Genomic DNA, 19,810 nt, shown 5'->3' on the forward strand with positions numbered 1-19,810 from the left:
TTACACCCATGCGGTTGAACAAAGCTCAGCCGAACGCAACAAAACATCAAGAATTAACCCTGTCGACTCATTTGTAATCTCTACATTGATATTCAAATCCAAAGATAAAATCGACGTTCTTGAAACCTAAACCATACTCATTGAAGTGATAAATAGCCCTACGTTTGGTTGGTTTTTGTCCCGCACTGCCTTGGTTATACTGCGCCTGATTTTAATAAGCCAGCAAGATAAAACTGAGTTAAATACTAAGTTTTGATCAAAACAGGCAACCGCTCTGGATTTACGTTCCAGCTCGCAGAAAGGAAAAACCATGTCTCAATATGTTGTATGTGCTCTGTATAAATTCGTAGCACTTGATGATTACCAAGAAATTCGCCAACCACTGACAGAGCTTCTAGAAGCCCACAAAATTCGCGGTACTTTGCTACTTGCGAGTGAAGGCATCAACGGCACCGTTGCGGGTAAGCGTGAATCTATCGACGCTCTTCTTCAATGGTTCAAACAAGACTCTCGCTTAGCTGATGTTGTTTACAAAGAATCGTTCAACGAAGAACAACCATTCAACCGCACCAAGGTTAAGCTTAAGAAAGAGATCGTAACCATGGGTGTTGAAGGCATCGACCCACGCCATGTTGTGGGTACTTACATTAAGCCAAACGAGTGGAACGCATTAATTTCTGATCCTGATGTGATTCTAGTTGATACTCGTAACGACTACGAAGTGGACATCGGCACATTCAAAAATGCCGTAAACCCAAATACGGAAACCTTCCGTGAATTCCCTCAATACGTTGAAGACAACCTTGATCCTAAGAAGCACAAGAAAGTTGCAATGTTCTGTACTGGCGGTATTCGTTGCGAAAAATCAACAGCCTACATGAAAGAACAAGGCTTTGATGAGGTTTACCACCTTGAAGGCGGCATTCTTAAGTACTTAGAAGAAGTACCAGAAGAAGAAAGCATGTGGGAAGGCGATTGCTACGTATTTGACGGTCGTGTTGCTGTTAACCACCAGCTAGAAAAGAGCGGCTACGATGTGTGTAACGCTTGTCGCTTGCCAATCACTGACGAAGACAAAGCTTCTGAGCACTTCGAGAAAGGCGTAAGCTGCCCTAAGTGTGTTGATAAGCACAGCGACGAGCAAAAAGCGCGTTTCCGTGAACGTGAAAAGCAAGTTCAGCTATCAAATGCGCGTGGCGAAACACACGTAGGTGGCGAAGCTGCTCACCTTATCGAGCAACGCAAAAAAGAGAAGCTTGCCCACAAAGAGCAGCAGCGCTCAGGCAAGAAAGCAAAGTAAGCTAACTGCTGTATAAATATATCGCTATGAACATTATAAAGGGCGCAAGTTCGAGGACTATCCTACGAGTTTGTGCCCTTTTTTGATCGCTTTACGGCTTTGTGTTTTGAACCACATTTCTTTCGAAAAATTACTTCTATACTGAAGTTAATTTGATGAACGAGGAAGTGCCAATGCTCAATGAAAACCATGCCTTTATCTTAGATTTCCCAGATCTTAAATTAGACATTGTTCAGCTCAACCACGACGACGAAAAATTCAAAGCAGACATGCAGAAATACCACCAACTTGACTACGACATCCGCCAGCTAGAAATCTCTGGCAGCCCTATCGATGACGACAGCATGCACAATCTCAAAGTAGAACGCATGGAGCTAAAAGACTCGCTACACAAGCAGCTCACTCGCCACCACGCACTTAAGATCGTCTAGAAAAATCAGTCCAAAACTCTATTTTAAGCCATGTACTACGCATGGCTTTTTGGTTTCAAAACATCGTAAATCTAAGCCGATTCGGCTTCATTAATTATGTTACCGTTTGCTTATTCTAAGGTAATTGATAAGGAAGCAAAGTGGCAATGAAAGAAGAAAACATACAACTCCAGCTTGTTTCAAATTCTGAATTTGAAGAACTATTTGCGTGTGTTAAACAAGGTATTTTCATACACGTAAATAGTGTTTTCGGCTGGGATGACGACTTCCAACGCCAACGATTGTTAAACGATTACCATCCCTCTTGGTTTCATTGGATATATCGTGAAAGTGAAAGAGCAGGGCTAGTTTGTTTTAAGCTTTATGACAACGCATACCATATTCATCTGCTAATCATTTTCCCTCAACACCAAGGTCATTCGCTTGGTAAGGAAGCGATGACTCTCATACATAAGAGAGCCATAGAAGAGCAACGAAGCCAGATCACTCTATCGAGCTTTAGATGTAACACTCATGCCATTAGGTTTTATGAGGCGCTTGGCTATCAGGTTGTTGATGATCGTGATACGGATTTTGTCGGAATGGCTCTCTCCCTAAATAACCATTTATAAACGGTTAATTAGGGAGAGAGTAAAACATTAGTGACCCGAAGAAATATCCAATTTATCCAGCAATGAAGGGAAGCCCCAACCATTCTCGCCTGCAACCACAGGTTCTCCGGTCAAGTACTCGTAGAGAGTCGGTGCTAACGATCCATTGGCTTCAATCTTTAATGGTAATGAGTTCTCACCAATTGGAGAGCCCCAGAATCCGATGAATGCATCTTTCTCTAAATAGTCTTCACCAGCATGACGCCCCGGTACCTTGGTGTTGTACCCAATACCAGCCTTAGGGAACAAATTAATGGTACCGGCTCTATCCTCAAGGTAGATATTGGCCAGCTGGTTCACAGAGTCTGGTCGAGGCGTTGGCTGCGTTAATGCGGTCCATTCTGCACTGCTGCACCATGTTGTCACATCCGCCTTAATCGCTCGGTTAATACACTTCTCGACCAATCGAGAATACCGCGCAAAATCAACTTCGCTTGGCGATGCAAGATATGGATTGAGCCTTTGGGTATTAAGTAAAATCGGCGCTCGGTTGCCCTCTAGCGACTCATAGAAAAGCTTGTCACCTTCGCGTGTGATCAATTCATCGACCCGTTCTAAATCCCGGTTACCAATAACACGAACAGCACAACCTTGTTCATCACACGTGCTTTCTCTGACGACCATATAATCGAGACTCTCAGGTAAACGTTTTGCTATCTCATCAATAACATTAATGCTGTCATCTTCGGGCGCGGCAATGGGTGTCCACTGTATCAAATCTTGATAAACAGGCTGTATCTGCCAGCCCTGCTTTGAATTAAAGAAATCCATCATAAAATTACCACCTGCGGTTGAAGCAACCACTACATCAACATGCTTAGAGCTTGGATAGTTCAACGCATTGGTAATTTTAGGCCCTTCACCCTCGTCTGAAGATATCTTTTTAACCACAATGGGATACTCTAGCTCTGCTTGCAAACCTTCAAATACCTGCTTTTCGGGATTAAGAGCATAGAACACCGGCGTTAAACCATGATCCCCAGCCATCCCCCATAGCGTTTTATCGTAAACGCCAGCACTACGGTAGGTCGCTTCAATTTGACGTATCCAATAGTCCAGTCGGTTAAGCTCTCCAGTCGGCATCAGAATTTCGTCACTAAAAGGCCCCGTAAAGTGCGCAAAGTGATCCGGCCATGGGTTATAAACCAAGGTGTAGTCTGGCATCCCTTTTCCATCTAACTCAGCAAACTGAGTGATTGATTGTTTAACCTGGGCCTTCTTAGAAAACTTAGTGAACAAATCAAAACCCGAGATAGACTGATACGCTTCAATGTCTTCAATCAAAGCTTGACGCTTTTCTCGCAAAACCACTTCTACTTCAGAACGCTCTTGAAGCTCCTTAACACAGCGCTTCTCACCATAATCACGTAACGACTCCCCCAAACCTAAGTTTACAAGACCATCGTAAGTTGTATGGGCATTCCAATCGTATTGAGCGTTACAATTCAGAGTCTTAAGATAACCGAGACGATCAAACATCGTCTGTACCTTGTTGTCTGCCATTAGTACATCCAGCTGCAGAGCATCATTTCCAAAGAAGTAATAAGCTCTGTCGATATCTCGGTCAACAAAGTGGAAGTTAGGCACTCCTGTACCGCCTTCGCCAGAAACTTTAGCGCCCGTTTTAATGATAGGCAGATTACGAACACTAATTGTAGGAGTAGAAGAGATACCGACTCGGCTTATGTTGTCTCTATGCTCTTGATATAGCTTTTTAAAGAAAGGCAGGTAATGTGGGTCACGATAGGTTTGTTCAGACAGGACTTCCATGAACCTTACTTGTTGCTGATGCTCAGGTTCGATCACCTTTTCTATCTGAGGTTTATATTGTGCTCGGTCTTTATGGTTCTGGTAAGCAACCGAAATGAAAGGCGCATCTTCATTGACCAAGCCCTCAATCAAGCCTTGCTGTAAACCATCGACGGTCACTTGAACCGCAAAACGCTTGTTCTGTTGGGATTCTAGAAACTGAATGAGCGTATCAGGCTGTTCAGAAAATACCTGTTGCATCCAATCATCGAGCGCTTCTGCGCGTTCTTCTTTATAAACAAATTGACGATAGGCTTTAAGTAAATTCAAGCGCACAAAATCAATAAGCGTAATCGTAAGCGCTTGTGCTTTGTTGTTTGGCTTACTGGCATTTTCGGGTTTATCATCCTCAGCAATCGCAAGCATTGCTGATTTCATGTCGCCTTCGTCCATCCCGGATGCTGCTTTACCTATCAACTCGACAATGATCGGTTGAATCTGATTGATGATCGCTAAATCTTCAGAGCTATTGGTTAAGTAGGTATAGCTCTCCGGCAGCGTATCCATATCTTGCCAAACACCGATTTCAAATAGCGCGTCGTAGATAACAACCATATTGGCAATGAATTGCTCATCAATACGAATACCTTCATGATGGCCCGTTGCTTCGGTTGACGTATCTGGCTCGTGATGCGCTAAGATTGGCTCATCACCGACGTAATAGAGGCTATGTTCAAAGCCTTTTAGAGCCTTCTCATCATAGACTGTAGACAGATACGCTTTGAATACATCTTCACTTCCCAGACCTGAATAGCGGTCGTAATAACTATAGAGAAAATAGCCCAAAGGAATTGAGTAAGTAGGATTTGATAATTGCGCAATCACCCTAGCTTTCGTTTTAGCATCAAGTGGTAACGCGAGAATATAGGCATCTAATGTAACACCACCAATCGTAAAAAGTGCCGCATCACGAGTGAGTTTGGCCGAGTAGCTCAGGCTTGAAAGCACCTGGTTTTTCAGCACTTCACTGGAACTAAACACGCCACCAATGACAGGTGTCGTTGATATATCAGCGGCACTCGGGGCAGAAGCAACCGCCAACGATAGGGCACTAAATAAACTTGCGTAACTGCGGACGTGAGAATAAGAGCTCATCAAATTTCCTTTAGATCAACACACTTCTATAAATTAAGCTTATTGTTTCAGCTTGCATTGATTAGTCAACCTATGAGAACGCTTGTTTTTAAGTTCAATGAACTCTTATTGTTATTAAATATTTAGTATCACTAATATCTCCACGGCTTTACCCCATATCCAACGCCCGAGAACTTTCTAAAGTTATACGACAAGCGACTTCTTCAATTAAACGCTCTTGCAACACGGCCATTACTGCTCAATTCGTAATGACCAATGTAAGCTGGGATAAATACCGATTGCCCTTTCGTAAGGGTTAAGTGCTCACCTCTTTGGCTCACTAGCGTTAAATCATCATCTATTGCCATTAAAATCTCAGCACCGCTTGTGATCACTTCTTCTTGCTGAGGGCGATGAAAGATATTGAAATCAAAATCACTGACCGGGATATCATAGCTATCACATTGACCTAATGTTGAGGGCGCTAATAACAAGCGTTCAAACGGGATCGGTTTGAACTCTGTGCAGGCAACCAACTCGGAGACATCAATGTGCTTTGGCGTTAAACCAGCACGTAACACGTTGTCTGAATTCGCCATAATCTCGAGCCCAGTCCCCTTAATGTAAGCGTGCGGAGTATTCGCATTCAAATACATCGCTTCACCCGGCTTCAATGTGATCAAATTAAGAAGCAGAACACAAAACAGACCGATGTCGTTCGGGTACTGATGGCTAAGCTCAACAACCAAAGCAAACTCAGCTTGATCTTGGTGAGCGGCTGCGTAAGTCAGAAGTTGCTCTAATGCTTGGCGTTTACGTTGGTCATCTAGAGTTAAAAGGTCACGGAAAAACGTTTCTAAACCTAGAGAGTCAAGATTGTTACCAAACTCATCGACCAAATCAGCAAGTTCGATAGAGCCCAGTTGTCTGAACAAAACTAATATTTTATCGAATTCTCGAAAGCCATTCATCGCTTGATATTCAGTGATCGCGTAAACCAATTCAGGTTTGTGGTTAGAGTCTTTGTAATTGCGGTGCCCTGCAGTTAGAGGAATCCCTGCTTGTTCCTCTCTCGCAAAACCAATTTCAGCTTGATGCTTGTTTGGGTGAACTTGAACAGATAGCGCCTTTTCTGCCGCTAAGATCTTAAACAAGAATGGCAATTCACCAAACTCCTGCGCAATCTCGCTTGATAGATAGGCTGGTTTATTCTTGTTAATCAGGTCAGATAGGGGCACTAAATGTTGGCCCAGATTAACCATTGAGCAACCTTTCGGGTGTGCTCCCATCCAAACTTCCGCTTGTGGCTCTTGTGACTCATTCTTAAAGCCAAACAGTTCACGTATCGAAGAAATACTTCCCCATGCATAATTTTGGATGGTGTTTTCCATAGGGAAAAATGAGTGTTCTGAGAAGTGGCTGAGTGACATGACTTTTTCCGTAGTGAGCCCTTTGAACACAATTCAGAGAGCTGATTTCTAATAACGTAAATAATTAGAAAGACTACAGAGCGCGCCTAAAACCCACATGAGATGAGGTCTTAGACGCAATAGGAAAAATTCTTAGAAACGGGTGAGACAGATGAAAAGCGTGAAAAGAGTCACATTTGAATGTCACGAGCAGAAGCACTGGATCAGATAGCTGCTTGCATCACGCTGGTTACAGCAGCGATACAAGCATCTGCAACACAAACACTAGCGACTATCTTGTTATCTAGAAGGCTCGTTAAAAGCCAGAGCGCGCCTCTGCACTTTTCTGAGGTGATTGAGCTTGTAAGAAAGGCAGTAGCAGTAACCCAATAACAGCAGCGCACGTAGAGATGGTAATGAAAAAGCCACTCCAACCGTAAGTTTCTAAAACGAGCGCTAATGGGTAACCAGAAAGCGCCGCACCCATGTAAGCAAACAGTCCAACAAAGCCTGTCGCGGCCCCGGCAGAGTCTTTATGCGAGCATTCCGCGGCTGCCATGCCAATAAGCATTTGAGGGCCGAAGACAAAAAAACCAACACAAAATAGGCCAGCAGCTTGAAACACAAAGTTGGTTAAAGGCATAAGCCATAAAGCCGATACCGAGAGGAATATACCTATCGCGAACAGAATATTCATTGGGCCACGGTTGCCACCAAACAATCTATCGGATCCCCATCCAGCAACAAGTGAACCAACAAAACCACCAATTTCGAACAGAGATAAAGCTGCGTTCGCATTTATTAAGCTGTAATGGTGCTCTTCCGTTAGATATAAATTCCCCCAGTCGTTAACCGCCGTTCTTACGATGTAAACCAACACATAACTAAAGGCGAGCAGCCAAATGTACTTATTGCTAAATACGTAGGTTTTCAAGATTTCTCGATAGCTCAACCCTTGTCCATGGCTCTCCTGCGCCAATTCTAAATGGTCATTGCGCCACTTCCCTACCGTCGGCAGCCCCATGGTGGTAGGCTTGTCACGTAAACGCCAACAGACGATAAGACCAATAAAAACACCAATCACACCCGGCCAGATAAACCCAGCTCGCCAACTGAATTGCAGCGTTAGATAGCCCACAAGAATAGGAATAAGCGCCCCACCAACGTTATGTGCTGTATTCCAGATTGCCCAGCGAAAGCCTCTTTCGGAGCGAGAATACCAAGTCGTCAATAACTTAGAGCATGACGGCCAGCCCCAACCTTGGAACCACGCATTCAGTACCCAAAGCGAAATAAAAGCGACTAACGAACTAGAAAACCCAAACGCAATATTGATCAAGCCTGTCGCGATTAGGCCAAGTCCCATAAAATAACGCGGATTTGAACGGTCCGAGATTGTGCCTGAGATAAATTTCGATAAACCATAAGAAAGATAGAAGAGTGTGCCAATTAGACCGATGTCGCCTTTGTCCAAGCCAAGGTCGGTGATCATTGCGGGGGCGGCATAATTAAAGGTTTTACGAGTAAAGTAAAAACCAGCATAGCCGACATACATTCCTATCATGATGTGAAGACGCCAGTAGCGATAACTCTGATTGACCTCATCATCGCTTAGAGTATGACTTTTTGACGTTGTTGAGCGCAGAAATCCAAACATATTCGTTCTCACACTTTAGGTAATGTAACGCTGATATCCGAACCCGAAGATGATCCATTAGCGTTGATTGTCATCTTGCCGCCGAGCGCCTGAACACGCTCTTGCATACCACGAACACCCATTCCTTTGAGAAGATCCTGCGCTGTAAAACCAACTCCATTGTCTGTGATCCGAAGGTAAGCTTGATCGTCTAAAATCAGTTCTATTCTAATTTCGCTTGCTTGGGCATATTTATGAGCGTTGTTTAATGACTCTTGGCACAGCCGGAAGAGAGTGACCTTGAGCGTGTCACTCAAACATGAGTAATCACCTTGCCAATTTAGCTGAATATCAACGCCGTGATCTGAAAACTCCATTTCCCGTATGAGTTGCTCAACAGAGTCCTTTAGGTCAAGGTCGTCCAACATTTTAGGCCTGAGTTTTGTGAGTAGGCGTTTGGTGGTGTCATAAACATTCAAAGACAATGACTCAATCGTGCCCGCACAACGAACACTCATTTCGGCGGCATCGACACGCTTAATAATGCTTGCTTGAGTGCGAATTGCCGTGATGTTCTGACCGATTTCATCGTGCAGCTCACGAGCAATATCACGACGAACCGATTCTTCAGCGGTGACTAACTGGCGTGAAAGGTTTTGATTTCTGGAGAGCTCACTTCGTAATTTCGCATTGAGATCTTTTTGTTTTTGAACCGCAAGGCCAAGCAAAATACCTGTGATAGTCTGAGCAGATAGAGACAAGAGTAAGTCGGTAATTTCGAGTTTAGATGTTCCACTGTGAGCAGCAATCAACGCGACACTGTTTAACAGGGTCGCTAACAAAGCACCTTGCCACCCGTAACGAACCGCAAGCAAGATAATAGGGATAGCCATACAGAACGGAGCGAAGCGCCTTAGCTCATCAGGCAAACTGGTTTGTATCAAAATACTGGCCACCAACAACACACTGTATAAAGCGATGTGACGGATTTTGAACTCAACGACATTGTTGATTAAGTAAGAACCCAGTGGCGCCCACTTGTTTTGGAATAGATAGTTCCAGACTAGATAACACATTGGCACCAACATCAATCCGCCAGTGATACTCACCAACCACACCATGTAAACGGCTGGAACATGAGAACCTACCACGGCAACGTTGATCAACCCTGTGACCATGATTAAGCTCGCCATCACCAACAAGTGACGATTCTGGTCACCATAGTAATAACGCCTGGCAATGAGAGTGGCAGGAATACTCAATCCACTGGCGATGAGTATCGTCAGCCATTGAGGTTCATCAAGTAGTAGAGCTAAAGCGATCGCGAGCCCCCACTCTGCAATGTAGATAGCAGGCCAATAATGAGTGCGAGTGTGCAGCGTCATTCCCAGTCGAAGTGAAAATGGGAAAAGCAGAATGGCTAACTCAGGGTCATTAATGAAATAGAAGGCAATAACCCACAGACAGAACCATGCACAACCAGCCATAAAAACCCCACACAAGGAGGTGGCTAGATAGGAACGCATTAGTACTGTTCTTGAGTGAATAGTTTGGCTAACTCAACGTTGTTTTTAACATTAAGTTTGTCCATCGCATTGGCACGGTGCACATGCACCGTTTTATGGCTAACCCCTAACTCAACAGCGATAGACTTTACATCGAGCCCTGTTGCCAATAACTGACACACTTCACTTTCTCTGCGGGTTAATTGATTTAAAGAGGCTTTATTTTTCATTGGTGTCGCAAGCTTTATAGCGATATCAGGCGTGAGATAACAGCCCCCTTTTGCGCTCGTGTGAACGGCTTGGATTAGCTCATCGGGGCTGCAGCGCTTGCTGAGATAACCTTTGGCTCCTAACTCCAATGATTTCTCAACCATCGCCGGAGAATCATGAACGCTCAACATAATGCTGGCAATGCCTGATGGGATCTCTTCCAATAAGCTCAAACCACTTTCGTCTTGCATTGAGATATCCAAGATCACGACATCAGGGTGACAACTTGGCAGTCCGAGGCGAGCTTCTGCCGCAGAGTTGAATTCACCCACGACCGTGATATCAGCTTCAAGACTGAGTAATTGAGCAAAGCCCGATCGAACAATGACGTGGTCATCAACAAGCGCAACATTAATCATGATATTAACCAAAATTAAAAGTAAGAAAGAAAAATAGCCCCAACAGGAGCTATATAGAATTAAGTTTATTTATAGAGATGATACTGAATCGAACTAACGATTGGTATGATCTCACGTGCTTTAACCAATAAATCACGTGAGACTATCTACCCGAAACTATGCTGCGAGGACAAATACACAAGCACAGGCTCACCAGACTCGCTACGCGTTTTGAGCCGCTAAGTGCATTTTCTTAGCGTGGCGAATTTTCTTCTCTTCCGCAACCGCTACAAATAGCAGTAAAACGATACAAATGGCAGCTGACGTATCCAGGGCTGCGAACGTTCCTTTCCAACCTGTTAAGCCGAAAATAGGCGTTCCATCCGCGATCATACCTAGACCAAGTTTGGCAAAGCTGTCACCAATTAGATAAGCAAATGTGCCTTTAACACCATCCGCAACGCTGATTGCTTTCTTAGGCACGAAGCCTACTGCAGCAACACCAATCAGCAACTGAGGACCGAACACTAGGAAACCAAGTACAAACAGTGATGCGAGGTACATGAACTCACTCGTTGCATGCTGGTAGAACTCTAGAGAAACGATAATCAACGCTAGCGAGACACAAGCAACTAAAGCGCGACGTCCGTTCGCAAGGTCTGATAAATAGCCCCACATTAACGTGCCGACCAGTGCACCCACTTCAAACAGAGTAAAGCCTGAAATAGCCGTTTCTTTTGATAAACCTAGCTCTTGATACGCATAAACGGTAGACCATTGATCGATACCAATACGAACAATGTACAAAAAGATATTCGCGAAGCAGAGCAACCAGATCACTTTGTTTTTCAGAATGTATTCAACAAAGATCTCTTTCTTAGTCATTTGATTTTCTTCAGCGGCCGTATCTTCTTCACTGACTTCTTCATCAAACAACTCTTCAACCGTACCTAGGCCGTATGCTTCTGGAGAATCGTTACCAAAACGCATCCCAATGAAACCAACCACAATCGCGATGATTGACGGGAACACGAACATACCGATCACGTTGCCATCAAATAGGTAGTTGGCACCGAACAGAGCCACACCAGCAGCACCTGCGCCACCCACGTTGTGTGACATATTCCACAGGCCTAAATAAGAACCACGCTTATTACGAGGCGTCCATTTAGTGATGGTTGAGTAACTTGAAGGGCCACCTGTACTTTGGAAGAAACCACTCAACGCGTAGAAGGCTACCATCAAAAATAAGCTAGCACTGCCGCCGCCCATACTGAAGCTGAAGCCCAACATAGCAATACCAGAAAGAACAAGCATGAATGGCAGGAACTGCTTAGTGTTTTTCCCATCAGCGTAATAGGAAACAACGGTTTTACCGATACCGTAAGTGATAGAGAAACCAAGACCGATAAGACCTAGATCCGTCATCGATAATCCATAAGTAGAAATCATGTCGTTTTGCGCGACATTGAAGTTCTTACGGATCAAATACATGGTTAGATAACCAATGAACACGACAAGGTAAGATTGTAGGAATGGTTTAAACCACATTTTTCTTCTAGTTTCGACCGGAAGATCCAGCGTCGGTTTTCGAACCTGATCTAGGAACTTTAACATTGTGAACTCTCTTATTATTTATGAGGTCTGCACGGCATAATTGCGACCATGCATTCTTTGTTATTTGACCGTGAAATAATAAGGAGTCTAAAAATCGACCGCATGAGAGAGGGTCTTAGAATAACTAGGAAAAATTCTTAGTTCAGAATTGGGAGTCTAGAAAGCGTGAACAGTATCACTTTGTTTACGGCGTGTTATGTATTGATATTACGATAACAAAAGTAACTCATTTCAAAGCTGATGAACTTTGTAAACGAACAGACACAAGCCAAACACTTCGCAACAAACAAAGCGCCAGTATCGATTAATCACCACCAAACTCCAGGGGGGTGACCAATACTGGCTCAACATTCATACCTATTAAAATAGATTCAATAGGCTTGCTGCGAATCGTACTACAGTCGTTTACCGCTGCCGTCTTCCCACATCACTTCGCATTCGTCCTTGATGGCGGCTTTTAATAGTTCAACCAGTGGAAACGCTCGGCTACCAATATTAACAGGCGCTTCAACAACCTCTTCTTCATTGTCGTCATCAGTATTCTCTTGCTCTACGGGTTTACTCTGCTCTGCTGCGATCGCAGCACGTAAATTATCCAGAGCTTGAGGAACCTCTGAAGCATCCATAGCGCCAGGGATAGCGCCGCTGTGTCCAAGCATCTTAATGAACTGAAGACCGACGTCACCAAACATCGTGACGCTAGCATGAACCTTGCAACTAAAAGTAATTAACATTATGAGCCTCTCTTGATTTTGGTTATCTGCAAACTATGTTGAGTAACTCACTGGAAAGCAAGTAGATAATAGCCAAATCGCTTCTCCCAACCTGCTCATTGGATGGCCAGTTGTGGGGCGGGTCTACACCGTCCGTGATACACATCACTATTTATTATGGGTTACTTATTTTTTAATATGAAACCTTGATAGTAGTCACACTAAAAAGGCCACCAACACTCCGTAATGACTATTATTTAATCTACTATTAACACCATTATCAAAATCTTTGGCACAAATCACATGAAAAGGCTCGTCGGCAGGCACCTAGAAGAAATGGCGGACATACGTTCCACCCGCAAGCAAAAAATTGTCCACTCTTTTTCACTGACTGCCGCTGCGTTATTCATTTTCTACACTTGGGCTTACTTCCAAGGCCAACATTACACGCTATCAATTTTCGAATTGTGCTTCGCCATTATTGCCATTTCTAATGCGCTTTACGTAAGAAAAGTCGTCAATCCTGAGTATTCAGAATTGATTTTAAGTGGTGTTCTTCTAATACAAGGCGTCATCCTATTCTTGTACAGCTACGCCATTCCCGACCGAGTTCTTTGGCTATACCCTATTTTAGCTGCGGTCATTTTTATCAATGACTTCAGAATTGGCATTATCTTAAGCACCTCGTTTTGCCTGTTTATCAGTACCTTGATTACAGCAATGCCCAACAACTTCTCTTTGCCATTTAACAGTACACACAGATTTGTTCTTAGCTTATTTACCATGAGTTTGGTTTGCCATACATCCGCTTACTATTACACACAAGCAGTGAGCTATATTCAGCGTTTGTACAAAGAAGGGATTGAAGACTTAGCCTATAGAGACCAACTCACAGGCTTGGCAAACCGTTGGAGCTTTGAACGCTGGGCGACAGAAAAGCTAGCGACAGTGGATAGTGAGCGATCACTTACGGCATTGGTCTTTTTGGATATTGATGACTTTAAAGGCATTAACGACAGCTACGGGCACGATGTAGGCGACAGCGTCTTGCAGCACTTTGCCAATCGCTTGAGCAACAACATTCGAACCCGAGATCGAAATAGTCACGAATACGATTATTCAATTGCGCGCTTTGCTGGGGATGAGTTTGTTCTGATGCTCTACGATATTCCAACTCGAAAAGACCTCGACGGTATTCTCGATAGAATATGTGGTTTATTTGAGAGCGGTTGCCAGACAAACGAAAGAATAAAAGAACTGACACTCAGCGTGGGGGTGTCTTTATACCCACAAGATGCGACAGAATTGCATGAATTAACAAGATGTGCCGACAAAGCCATGTACGTGGCCAAGCATTCAGGAAAAAACCGATATGCTTATTATCACGACAACCCAGTCTCTACATTGATAGAAGAATTACCGACGAATCTATCTTGCTCAGAATCGAATTCTTCTGAGCTTGTAGATTGTCTTGAAACGAAAGTGGAAGGGAACAATGTAACGCTGTTAAAAACACGTCAACGTTAGCCGGCCATATACATAACCCAAAGGCTTACTAGCCCAATAACAATAATCCATACAACTTGTCGAGTACGATCCGGGTTAATACGTTTGGACCTAGCAACTGGCTTAAAAGCGACTTGTTTTGCCGAATGCACAAAAGCCGCTTCTATCTCACGCTTTTTTCCCCGTCGCTTAACGGCGTTATTCGCTACCTCAGTAAAACGCTGACCTTGCTCCGTTGTAAAATCATTATCAAAGCCCATTCGACCCTGCCTTTCGCCATGTTTTTGTTGTACTGCCATAGCGGCCTCCTTGGCGATCTAATCTATATTGAGTATAGACTTAATTTCATATTGTTACCTGTTCAAAATTTTCGAATAAGTCACTCAACGCAGCACCATCTTCTTTATAAATTAAATTCCATAAACTAAGGCTATTCAAGTTTATGAGGGTTTCAATATGTCGAATGTAAGAACCGTAGATCATGTAATCTCAGCCCATGCCACCTCCGATGGCGATGGCGTCAAAATCCAAAGAGTTGCAGGTTTTAATAACACGCGCTTCTCTCCATTTTTGATGATTGATGAACTCAAGTCAGATGAAAGCAAAGACTATGTTGGCGGCTTTCCTCCACATCCTCACCGTGGGATAGAAACACTCACTTACATGCTCCAAGGTCACTTCCAACACAAAGACCATATGGGGAATGTTGGAGAGCTACGCAGCGGTGGCGCGCAGTGGATGGCCGCAGGTCGTGGCGTCATTCACAGCGAAATGCCAATGATGGAAGAAGGCGCGCTGCATGGTTTTCAGATTTGGATAAACCAACCTGCGGCACACAAAATGCAGCCAGCGCAATATCACGATTTCCAAAATGAAAGCATCACGGAACATCTTAGTGATCAAAGTGGTTTGTTAAGAGTAGTAGCCGGAGGGTTTGAACTGCACAACCAAACTGACGATGATTCAGAGGCTTTACGAGTGCAAGGTCCATTACAGAAAACAGGCGTGCCATTGAGCGTTGCGGATTGGCGGTCTCATTCTGGGCACAAAGTCACGTTAGGAACAAATGTTAATCACAATGCCATGACTTACGTGTACCGAGGCAGTATTAAAATCGGCGACAAAGTGATCAACCAAGGTCAACTTGCCCTGCTCACCAAAGCTGACTTGCTGTCTTTGGATAGCTTGGAAGATTCAGGTGTACTGATTTTTTCTGGTGAGCCGATTAATGAACCTGTTGTGCACTACGGTCCGTTTGTCATGAACTCGATGGAAGAGATTGAACAAACAATTCAAGACTACAACAACGGCGTTTTTGAGACTTACTGATGTCTTAGCTTTGAGTTGAGTTTTGAAGATTGAAGATACTTTGCAACGAACAACGATTTGGTCGTCCCTTTGATGACTACAAAAACAAGTGACACTATCCACTGCCGGTTACTATCACTTATTTAACCACGCTCCTAGAGCGTGGTTTTTTTCAATTAAATCAGAAACAAACGATGCCCTGATTGAGCGAATTTAGACTTGGTTATAAGTACTCACACAGGTAAGCCGTCGCTTCTTTTACCTGTAGGTCGAATGAAGAGTCACCTGCAACGTCAAAAGACTCTCCAGATTGGTATGTCGTCCAGTCATCATCGCCAACACGCTTTACGATCAAAGCACCTTTAACTACGGTCATCTTTTCTGGAGCCGCAGTACCAAACGTGTACTCACCAGCCGCCATTACACCAACACTCACGTCAGCACCTGACTGATTAAACGCTAAAGACTTAACGCCACCTTCAAAGTATGTGTTTTCTTTAATCATTGTACTTCCTTGTTATCTTAAAATTGCAATTATTGAGCTCACCAAGTAAGCCTATGCGTAAATTTAGGTGATAATTGTTTTAACCAATTCGAGGCTTTCCTACAAGAAATAAATACGCATAGCTTAAGCATTTCTGGAATTCACTTTCATTGATGAAGTAAATACTGAGGAGCAAGGCTAAAAACCACTAACGCAACCAAATTTATTAGAACATCCGATCCTGCTTCTAACTCTTATAACAATTTTTGCAAACTAAGATTTTAGTGAATAGAATTTAAAACAATATCAGCCGAAAAATGAAGAGATAATGGCAAAAAAGCCGACTAAAAGCAGAGATTTATTTGCCAACTCGTTACTCTACGGCTTCCTATTAGCTGGCTTTATCATTGCCCTCACCGCTGGCTATTTTGCTTATCAAGCCCACCAGCAATCTGTCAGCCCAAGTAACGTTTATGGCACATGGATAGAGATTGCGGCTCCACCTTACAACACCGACATTCTTACACTTTCAGAGAAAGGTGTGATGATGAATCATCGCCTCATCACTACCTCGTTCGACTTTGACGGTAAGATAGTCACGATCAACACAGGCTCTGGAACCACCGTTTACACGGTCAGTGGAACCTACGACTCGCCTCGCTTAAAGCGACTAGAGCCAAGCATGCCATCTCAACAATTTATTAAAGAAGGCTACGAAGATACTGCGACTGGTGATACCCATAGTGTCATGCAACAACGACGCGCTTCCTTAGCTGAGCAATTCAAAAGATAACCCCCTCACTTCTCCGTACTCCCAGCGGCATTAATCCTTATGCTTACTCTCGTTCTTCCCCGCTCATCCAAAACACTGCAATTCGGCAATATTTTCTTATAGTTTGTCGCACCTTTTCATAACTTCATGTCGTTAATTTTTACTTATGAGATTTTCCTACTGATGGAGGTTTTATTTTATAAAACATGGACTCAGCCTCTCATTCATTAAGCAACAGAATTGTAACAAGATACAATTTCTTAGTTGTCCATCGAAAACGGATTTATTTTCAGTTATGAAATTAAAACTCTCTCGAATACTGACAGGGAAGCTCCTTCAAAACTGATTGGAGCCGCTTATGGGGCCATTTGGTTCTCGTAACCTTCAAGGAATGAGAGAAATAGTATGATTCGTATTAATACCTGTGCGGCAAGCATTGCTCTAGCGCTATCAGGTACAGCATTAGCTGCACCAACAGCACCTAGCATCGACATGTACGGTTCCAACAACCTGCAATTTTCTAAAATTGAACTCGCGATGGAAACAACTTCTGGCTACAACCAGATGGTTAAATATCACGACAACGCAAAGGTCGACGTTAAATTCAACCAATGGAGCGGAACGTCAGGAAACACTTACAACATCTACTTTGATGGCGTGAAAGTGGCCACAGGCCCAATCACTGGCAGCCAAACCACGGCTTCCTTCGAATATGGTCAAGGCGGCTTATTCGAAATGGAAATCGAGGCTTGTGATGAAACAGGCTGTAGCAAGAGTGCTCCCGCTCAGATCACCATCGCCGATACCGATGGCTCACACTTAGCACCACTTGCGATGAACATTGATCCAAACAACAAGTCATACAATACAGACCCAAACACAGTAGTGGGTACTTACTTTGTTGAATGGGGCATCTATGGCCGTGATTACACCGTTGATAACCTACCCGCTGACAACTTGACCCATATCCTTTATGGCTTCATCCCAATTTGTGGTCCTAATGAATCAGTGAAGTCTGTTGGCGGTAACAGCTACAACGCACTCATGACTGCTTGTCAGGGCGTTAACGATTACGAAGTGGTGATTCATGACCCATGGGCAGCTTTCCAGAAAAGTTTCCCTCAAGCCGGTCACGAGTACAGCTCACCTATCAAGGGTAACTACGCAATGATGATGGCGCTCAAACAGCGTAATCCTGATTTGAAAATCATCCCATCTATTGGTGGTTGGACACTGTCTGACCCGTTCTTCGATTTCACTACAAAAGCCAACCGCGACACGTTCGTTGCATCGGTTAAGAAATTCCTCAACACATGGAAATTCTACGACGGTGTAGATATCGATTGGGAATTCCCTGGTGGAGGTGGTGCAGCTCCCGAACTTGGTGACCCTGTGAACGATGGCCCTGCTTACATTGCACTGATGGCAGAACTGCGCGTGATGCTAGATGAGCTAGAAGCTGAGAACGGCCGTACTTACGAGCTAACATCAGCAATCGGTGTGGGTCACGATAAGATTGAAGACGTGAACTACGGTGATGCTATCCAGTACATGGATTACATCTTCGCAATGACTTACGACTTCTACGGCGGTTGGAACAACGTGTTGGGTCACCAAACAGCGCTCAACTGCGGTAACTTCATGCGTCCTGGTCAATGTGATGGCACTGGGCTTGATGAAAATGGCGAACAGTACACTGGTCCAGCTTACACCACTGACAACGGTATCCAATTACTGCTTCAGCAAGGCGTCCCTGCAAACAAACTTGTTGTTGGTACAGCCATGTACGGTCGTGGTTGGGAAGGCGTATTACCATCATCACTGTCTGATCCTAGCGACCCTATGACAGGCGTAGGTAACGGCAAGCTGAAAGGCAGTTCTGCACAAGGTGTATGGGAAGATGGCGTTATCGATTACAAAGGCATTAAAGCGAACATGCTTGGTGCAAACAACCAAGGCATCAACGGCTTTGAATATGGTTACGACGAGATGGCGGAAGCGCCTTACGTTTGGAACCGCACTTCAGGTCAGCTAATCACATTTGATGACGACCGATCTGTTAAAGCAAAAGGCGCGTACGTGCGTAGCCTTGGCCTTGCGGGTCTGTTCTCTTGGGAAATTGATGCGGATAACGGCGACATCCTAAATGCAATGCACGAAGGTTTAGCAGGTGGCACTACAGAGCCTGTGAACAAGAAACCAACCGCATCAGCAGGTGCAGACCAATCTGTTGAAGGCCCAGCTTCTGTTTCTCTAGACGGCAGCGCTTCAAAAGACACTGATGGCACAATTGCTAGTTACGCTTGGTCTCAAGTGAGCGGTACAGCAGTAACACTGGCTAACGCGAGTGCTGCGGTTGCAAGCTTCGATGTTGTTGAAGTCGCTCAGCAAGAAACACTAACCTTCAGCCTAACGGTAACGGACAACGAAGGTGCTACTTCAACTGACACGGTTGTTGTAACGATAACCCCTAAAGACACGGGCCCAGTGAATACAGCACCCGTTGCGGTTGTTTCAGCTCCAGCTGAAGTTAATGCGGGTGATGTAGTCGTGGTTGATGCTTCGGCTTCGAATGATGCAGACCAAGACACATTGACCTTCACCTGGGATGTACCTGCTGGTATTGATGCAACAGTTCAAGGTTCTTCAGTGAGCTTTGTCGCAGCAGAATACACGCAAGATACCACGCTGAACTTCTCTGTAACGGTAAGTGATGGCACAGAGACGTCGGTAGCGGCTACTTCTGTGAAAGTTCTTAAGAAAACGACAGGCGGCGGTACATGTACTAACGCTTGGGATTCAAGTGCGGTCTACACTGGTGGCGACCAAGTAACCCAAGGCGGTAAAGTTTGGGAAGCGAAATGGTGGACTAAAGGTGACGACCCAGTTAACTCTGGTGAGTGGGGCGTATGGAAAGAGATCGGCCCAGCAAGCTGTGCTAACTAAAAATAGTTTTTAGTTAAACACGAACTAACAGCACCTAAAAGC

16 protein-coding genes are annotated in these 19,810 nt (G+C 44.3%); 7 read left to right on the top strand and 9 right to left on the bottom strand.

Going from position 1 to position 19,810, the window contains the following annotated elements:
* Positions 1-310: 310 nt before the first annotated feature.
* The 3 genes from trhO to OCV56_RS21455 all read left to right on the top strand — a co-directional run bounded on the left by trhO (position 311) and on the right by OCV56_RS21455 (position 2,342).
* Positions 311-1,300: an oxygen-dependent tRNA uridine(34) hydroxylase TrhO gene (trhO, locus tag OCV56_RS21445; protein WP_086714555.1), complete on the top strand. Its 990-nt coding sequence runs from the start codon at positions 311-313 to the stop codon at positions 1,298-1,300.
* 173 nt (positions 1,301-1,473) lie between these two features.
* The gene (locus OCV56_RS21450; protein ID WP_009846137.1) at positions 1,474-1,731 is read left to right on the top strand and encodes a YdcH family protein; all 258 of its coding nucleotides are present in this window, start codon (positions 1,474-1,476) and stop codon (positions 1,729-1,731) included.
* Positions 1,732-1,871: 140 nt separating this feature from the next.
* A complete protein-coding gene (locus tag OCV56_RS21455) occupies positions 1,872-2,342 on the top strand; it encodes a GNAT family N-acetyltransferase (RefSeq protein ID WP_086714556.1) in 471 nt (156 codons plus the stop codon).
* Positions 2,343-2,369: 27 nt separating this feature from the next.
* On the opposite strand, the gene OCV56_RS21460 is transcribed toward OCV56_RS21455, so the two are convergent.
* The 7 genes from OCV56_RS21460 to OCV56_RS21490 form a co-directional block, all read right to left on the bottom strand.
* Positions 2,370-5,285 carry an alkaline phosphatase family protein gene (locus OCV56_RS21460; protein WP_086714557.1) on the bottom strand — a complete coding sequence of 972 codons (2,916 nt, stop codon included), beginning with the start codon at positions 5,283-5,285 and terminating at the stop codon, positions 2,370-2,372.
* A 203-nt stretch (positions 5,286-5,488) separates the two neighbouring features.
* A complete protein-coding gene (gene manA / locus OCV56_RS21465; RefSeq protein ID WP_086714558.1) occupies positions 5,489-6,694 on the bottom strand; it encodes a mannose-6-phosphate isomerase, class I in 1,206 nt (401 codons plus the stop codon).
* Positions 6,695-6,989: 295 nt separating this feature from the next.
* Complete coding sequence (gene uhpC / locus OCV56_RS21470; RefSeq protein WP_086714559.1) at positions 6,990-8,330, bottom strand: MFS transporter; 1,341 nt, start codon at positions 8,328-8,330, stop codon at positions 6,990-6,992.
* A gap of 8 nt (positions 8,331-8,338) precedes the next feature.
* Positions 8,339-9,796, bottom strand: coding sequence for a signal transduction histidine-protein kinase/phosphatase UhpB (gene uhpB, locus OCV56_RS21475; RefSeq protein WP_228761164.1), 1,458 nt, complete (start codon positions 9,794-9,796; stop codon positions 8,339-8,341).
* A 38-nt stretch (positions 9,797-9,834) separates the two neighbouring features.
* Positions 9,835-10,443 (bottom strand): transcriptional regulator UhpA, encoded by a 609-nt coding sequence (gene uhpA, locus OCV56_RS21480; protein ID WP_086714561.1) that lies wholly within the window; start codon positions 10,441-10,443, stop codon positions 9,835-9,837.
* Between the two features lie 201 nt (positions 10,444-10,644).
* Positions 10,645-12,039, bottom strand: coding sequence for a hexose-6-phosphate:phosphate antiporter (gene uhpT, locus OCV56_RS21485; RefSeq protein WP_086714562.1), 1,395 nt, complete (start codon positions 12,037-12,039; stop codon positions 10,645-10,647).
* Between the two features lie 395 nt (positions 12,040-12,434).
* Positions 12,435-12,773: a DUF1840 domain-containing protein gene (locus OCV56_RS21490; protein WP_086714563.1), complete on the bottom strand. Its 339-nt coding sequence runs from the start codon at positions 12,771-12,773 to the stop codon at positions 12,435-12,437.
* 315 nt (positions 12,774-13,088) lie between these two features.
* Between OCV56_RS21490 and OCV56_RS21495 the strand changes: the two genes are divergently transcribed.
* Positions 13,089-14,279 carry a GGDEF domain-containing protein gene (locus OCV56_RS21495; protein ID WP_086714897.1) on the top strand — a complete coding sequence of 397 codons (1,191 nt, stop codon included), beginning with the start codon at positions 13,089-13,091 and terminating at the stop codon, positions 14,277-14,279.
* Here OCV56_RS21495 and OCV56_RS21500 read toward each other — a convergent pair.
* Complete coding sequence (locus tag OCV56_RS21500) at positions 14,276-14,557, bottom strand: hypothetical protein (RefSeq protein ID WP_086714564.1); 282 nt, start codon at positions 14,555-14,557, stop codon at positions 14,276-14,278. The genes OCV56_RS21495 and OCV56_RS21500 overlap by 4 nt on opposite strands.
* A gap of 157 nt (positions 14,558-14,714) precedes the next feature.
* On the opposite strand from OCV56_RS21500, the gene OCV56_RS21505 reads away from it, so the two are divergent.
* Complete coding sequence (locus OCV56_RS21505; protein ID WP_086714565.1) at positions 14,715-15,587, top strand: pirin family protein; 873 nt, start codon at positions 14,715-14,717, stop codon at positions 15,585-15,587.
* A 202-nt stretch (positions 15,588-15,789) separates the two neighbouring features.
* Here OCV56_RS21505 and ppnP read toward each other — a convergent pair whose 3' ends face one another.
* On the bottom strand, positions 15,790-16,071 hold the full coding sequence (gene ppnP / locus OCV56_RS21510; protein WP_017057600.1) for a pyrimidine/purine nucleoside phosphorylase: 282 nt from the start codon (positions 16,069-16,071) through the stop codon (positions 15,790-15,792).
* A 307-nt stretch (positions 16,072-16,378) separates the two neighbouring features.
* Here ppnP and OCV56_RS21515 point away from each other — a divergent pair, with 307 nt between their 5' ends.
* Positions 16,379-16,843 (top strand): DUF2850 domain-containing protein, encoded by a 465-nt coding sequence (locus OCV56_RS21515; RefSeq protein ID WP_086714566.1) that lies wholly within the window; start codon positions 16,379-16,381, stop codon positions 16,841-16,843.
* 384 nt (positions 16,844-17,227) lie between these two features.
* Complete coding sequence (locus OCV56_RS21520) at positions 17,228-19,768, top strand: glycosyl hydrolase family 18 protein (RefSeq protein WP_086714567.1); 2,541 nt, start codon at positions 17,228-17,230, stop codon at positions 19,766-19,768.
* The last annotated feature ends 42 nt before the right edge of the window (positions 19,769-19,810 follow it).

The sequence above is a fragment of the Vibrio gigantis genome (assembly GCF_024347515.1).
Taxonomy (GTDB): Bacteria; Pseudomonadota; Gammaproteobacteria; order Enterobacterales; family Vibrionaceae; genus Vibrio; species Vibrio gigantis.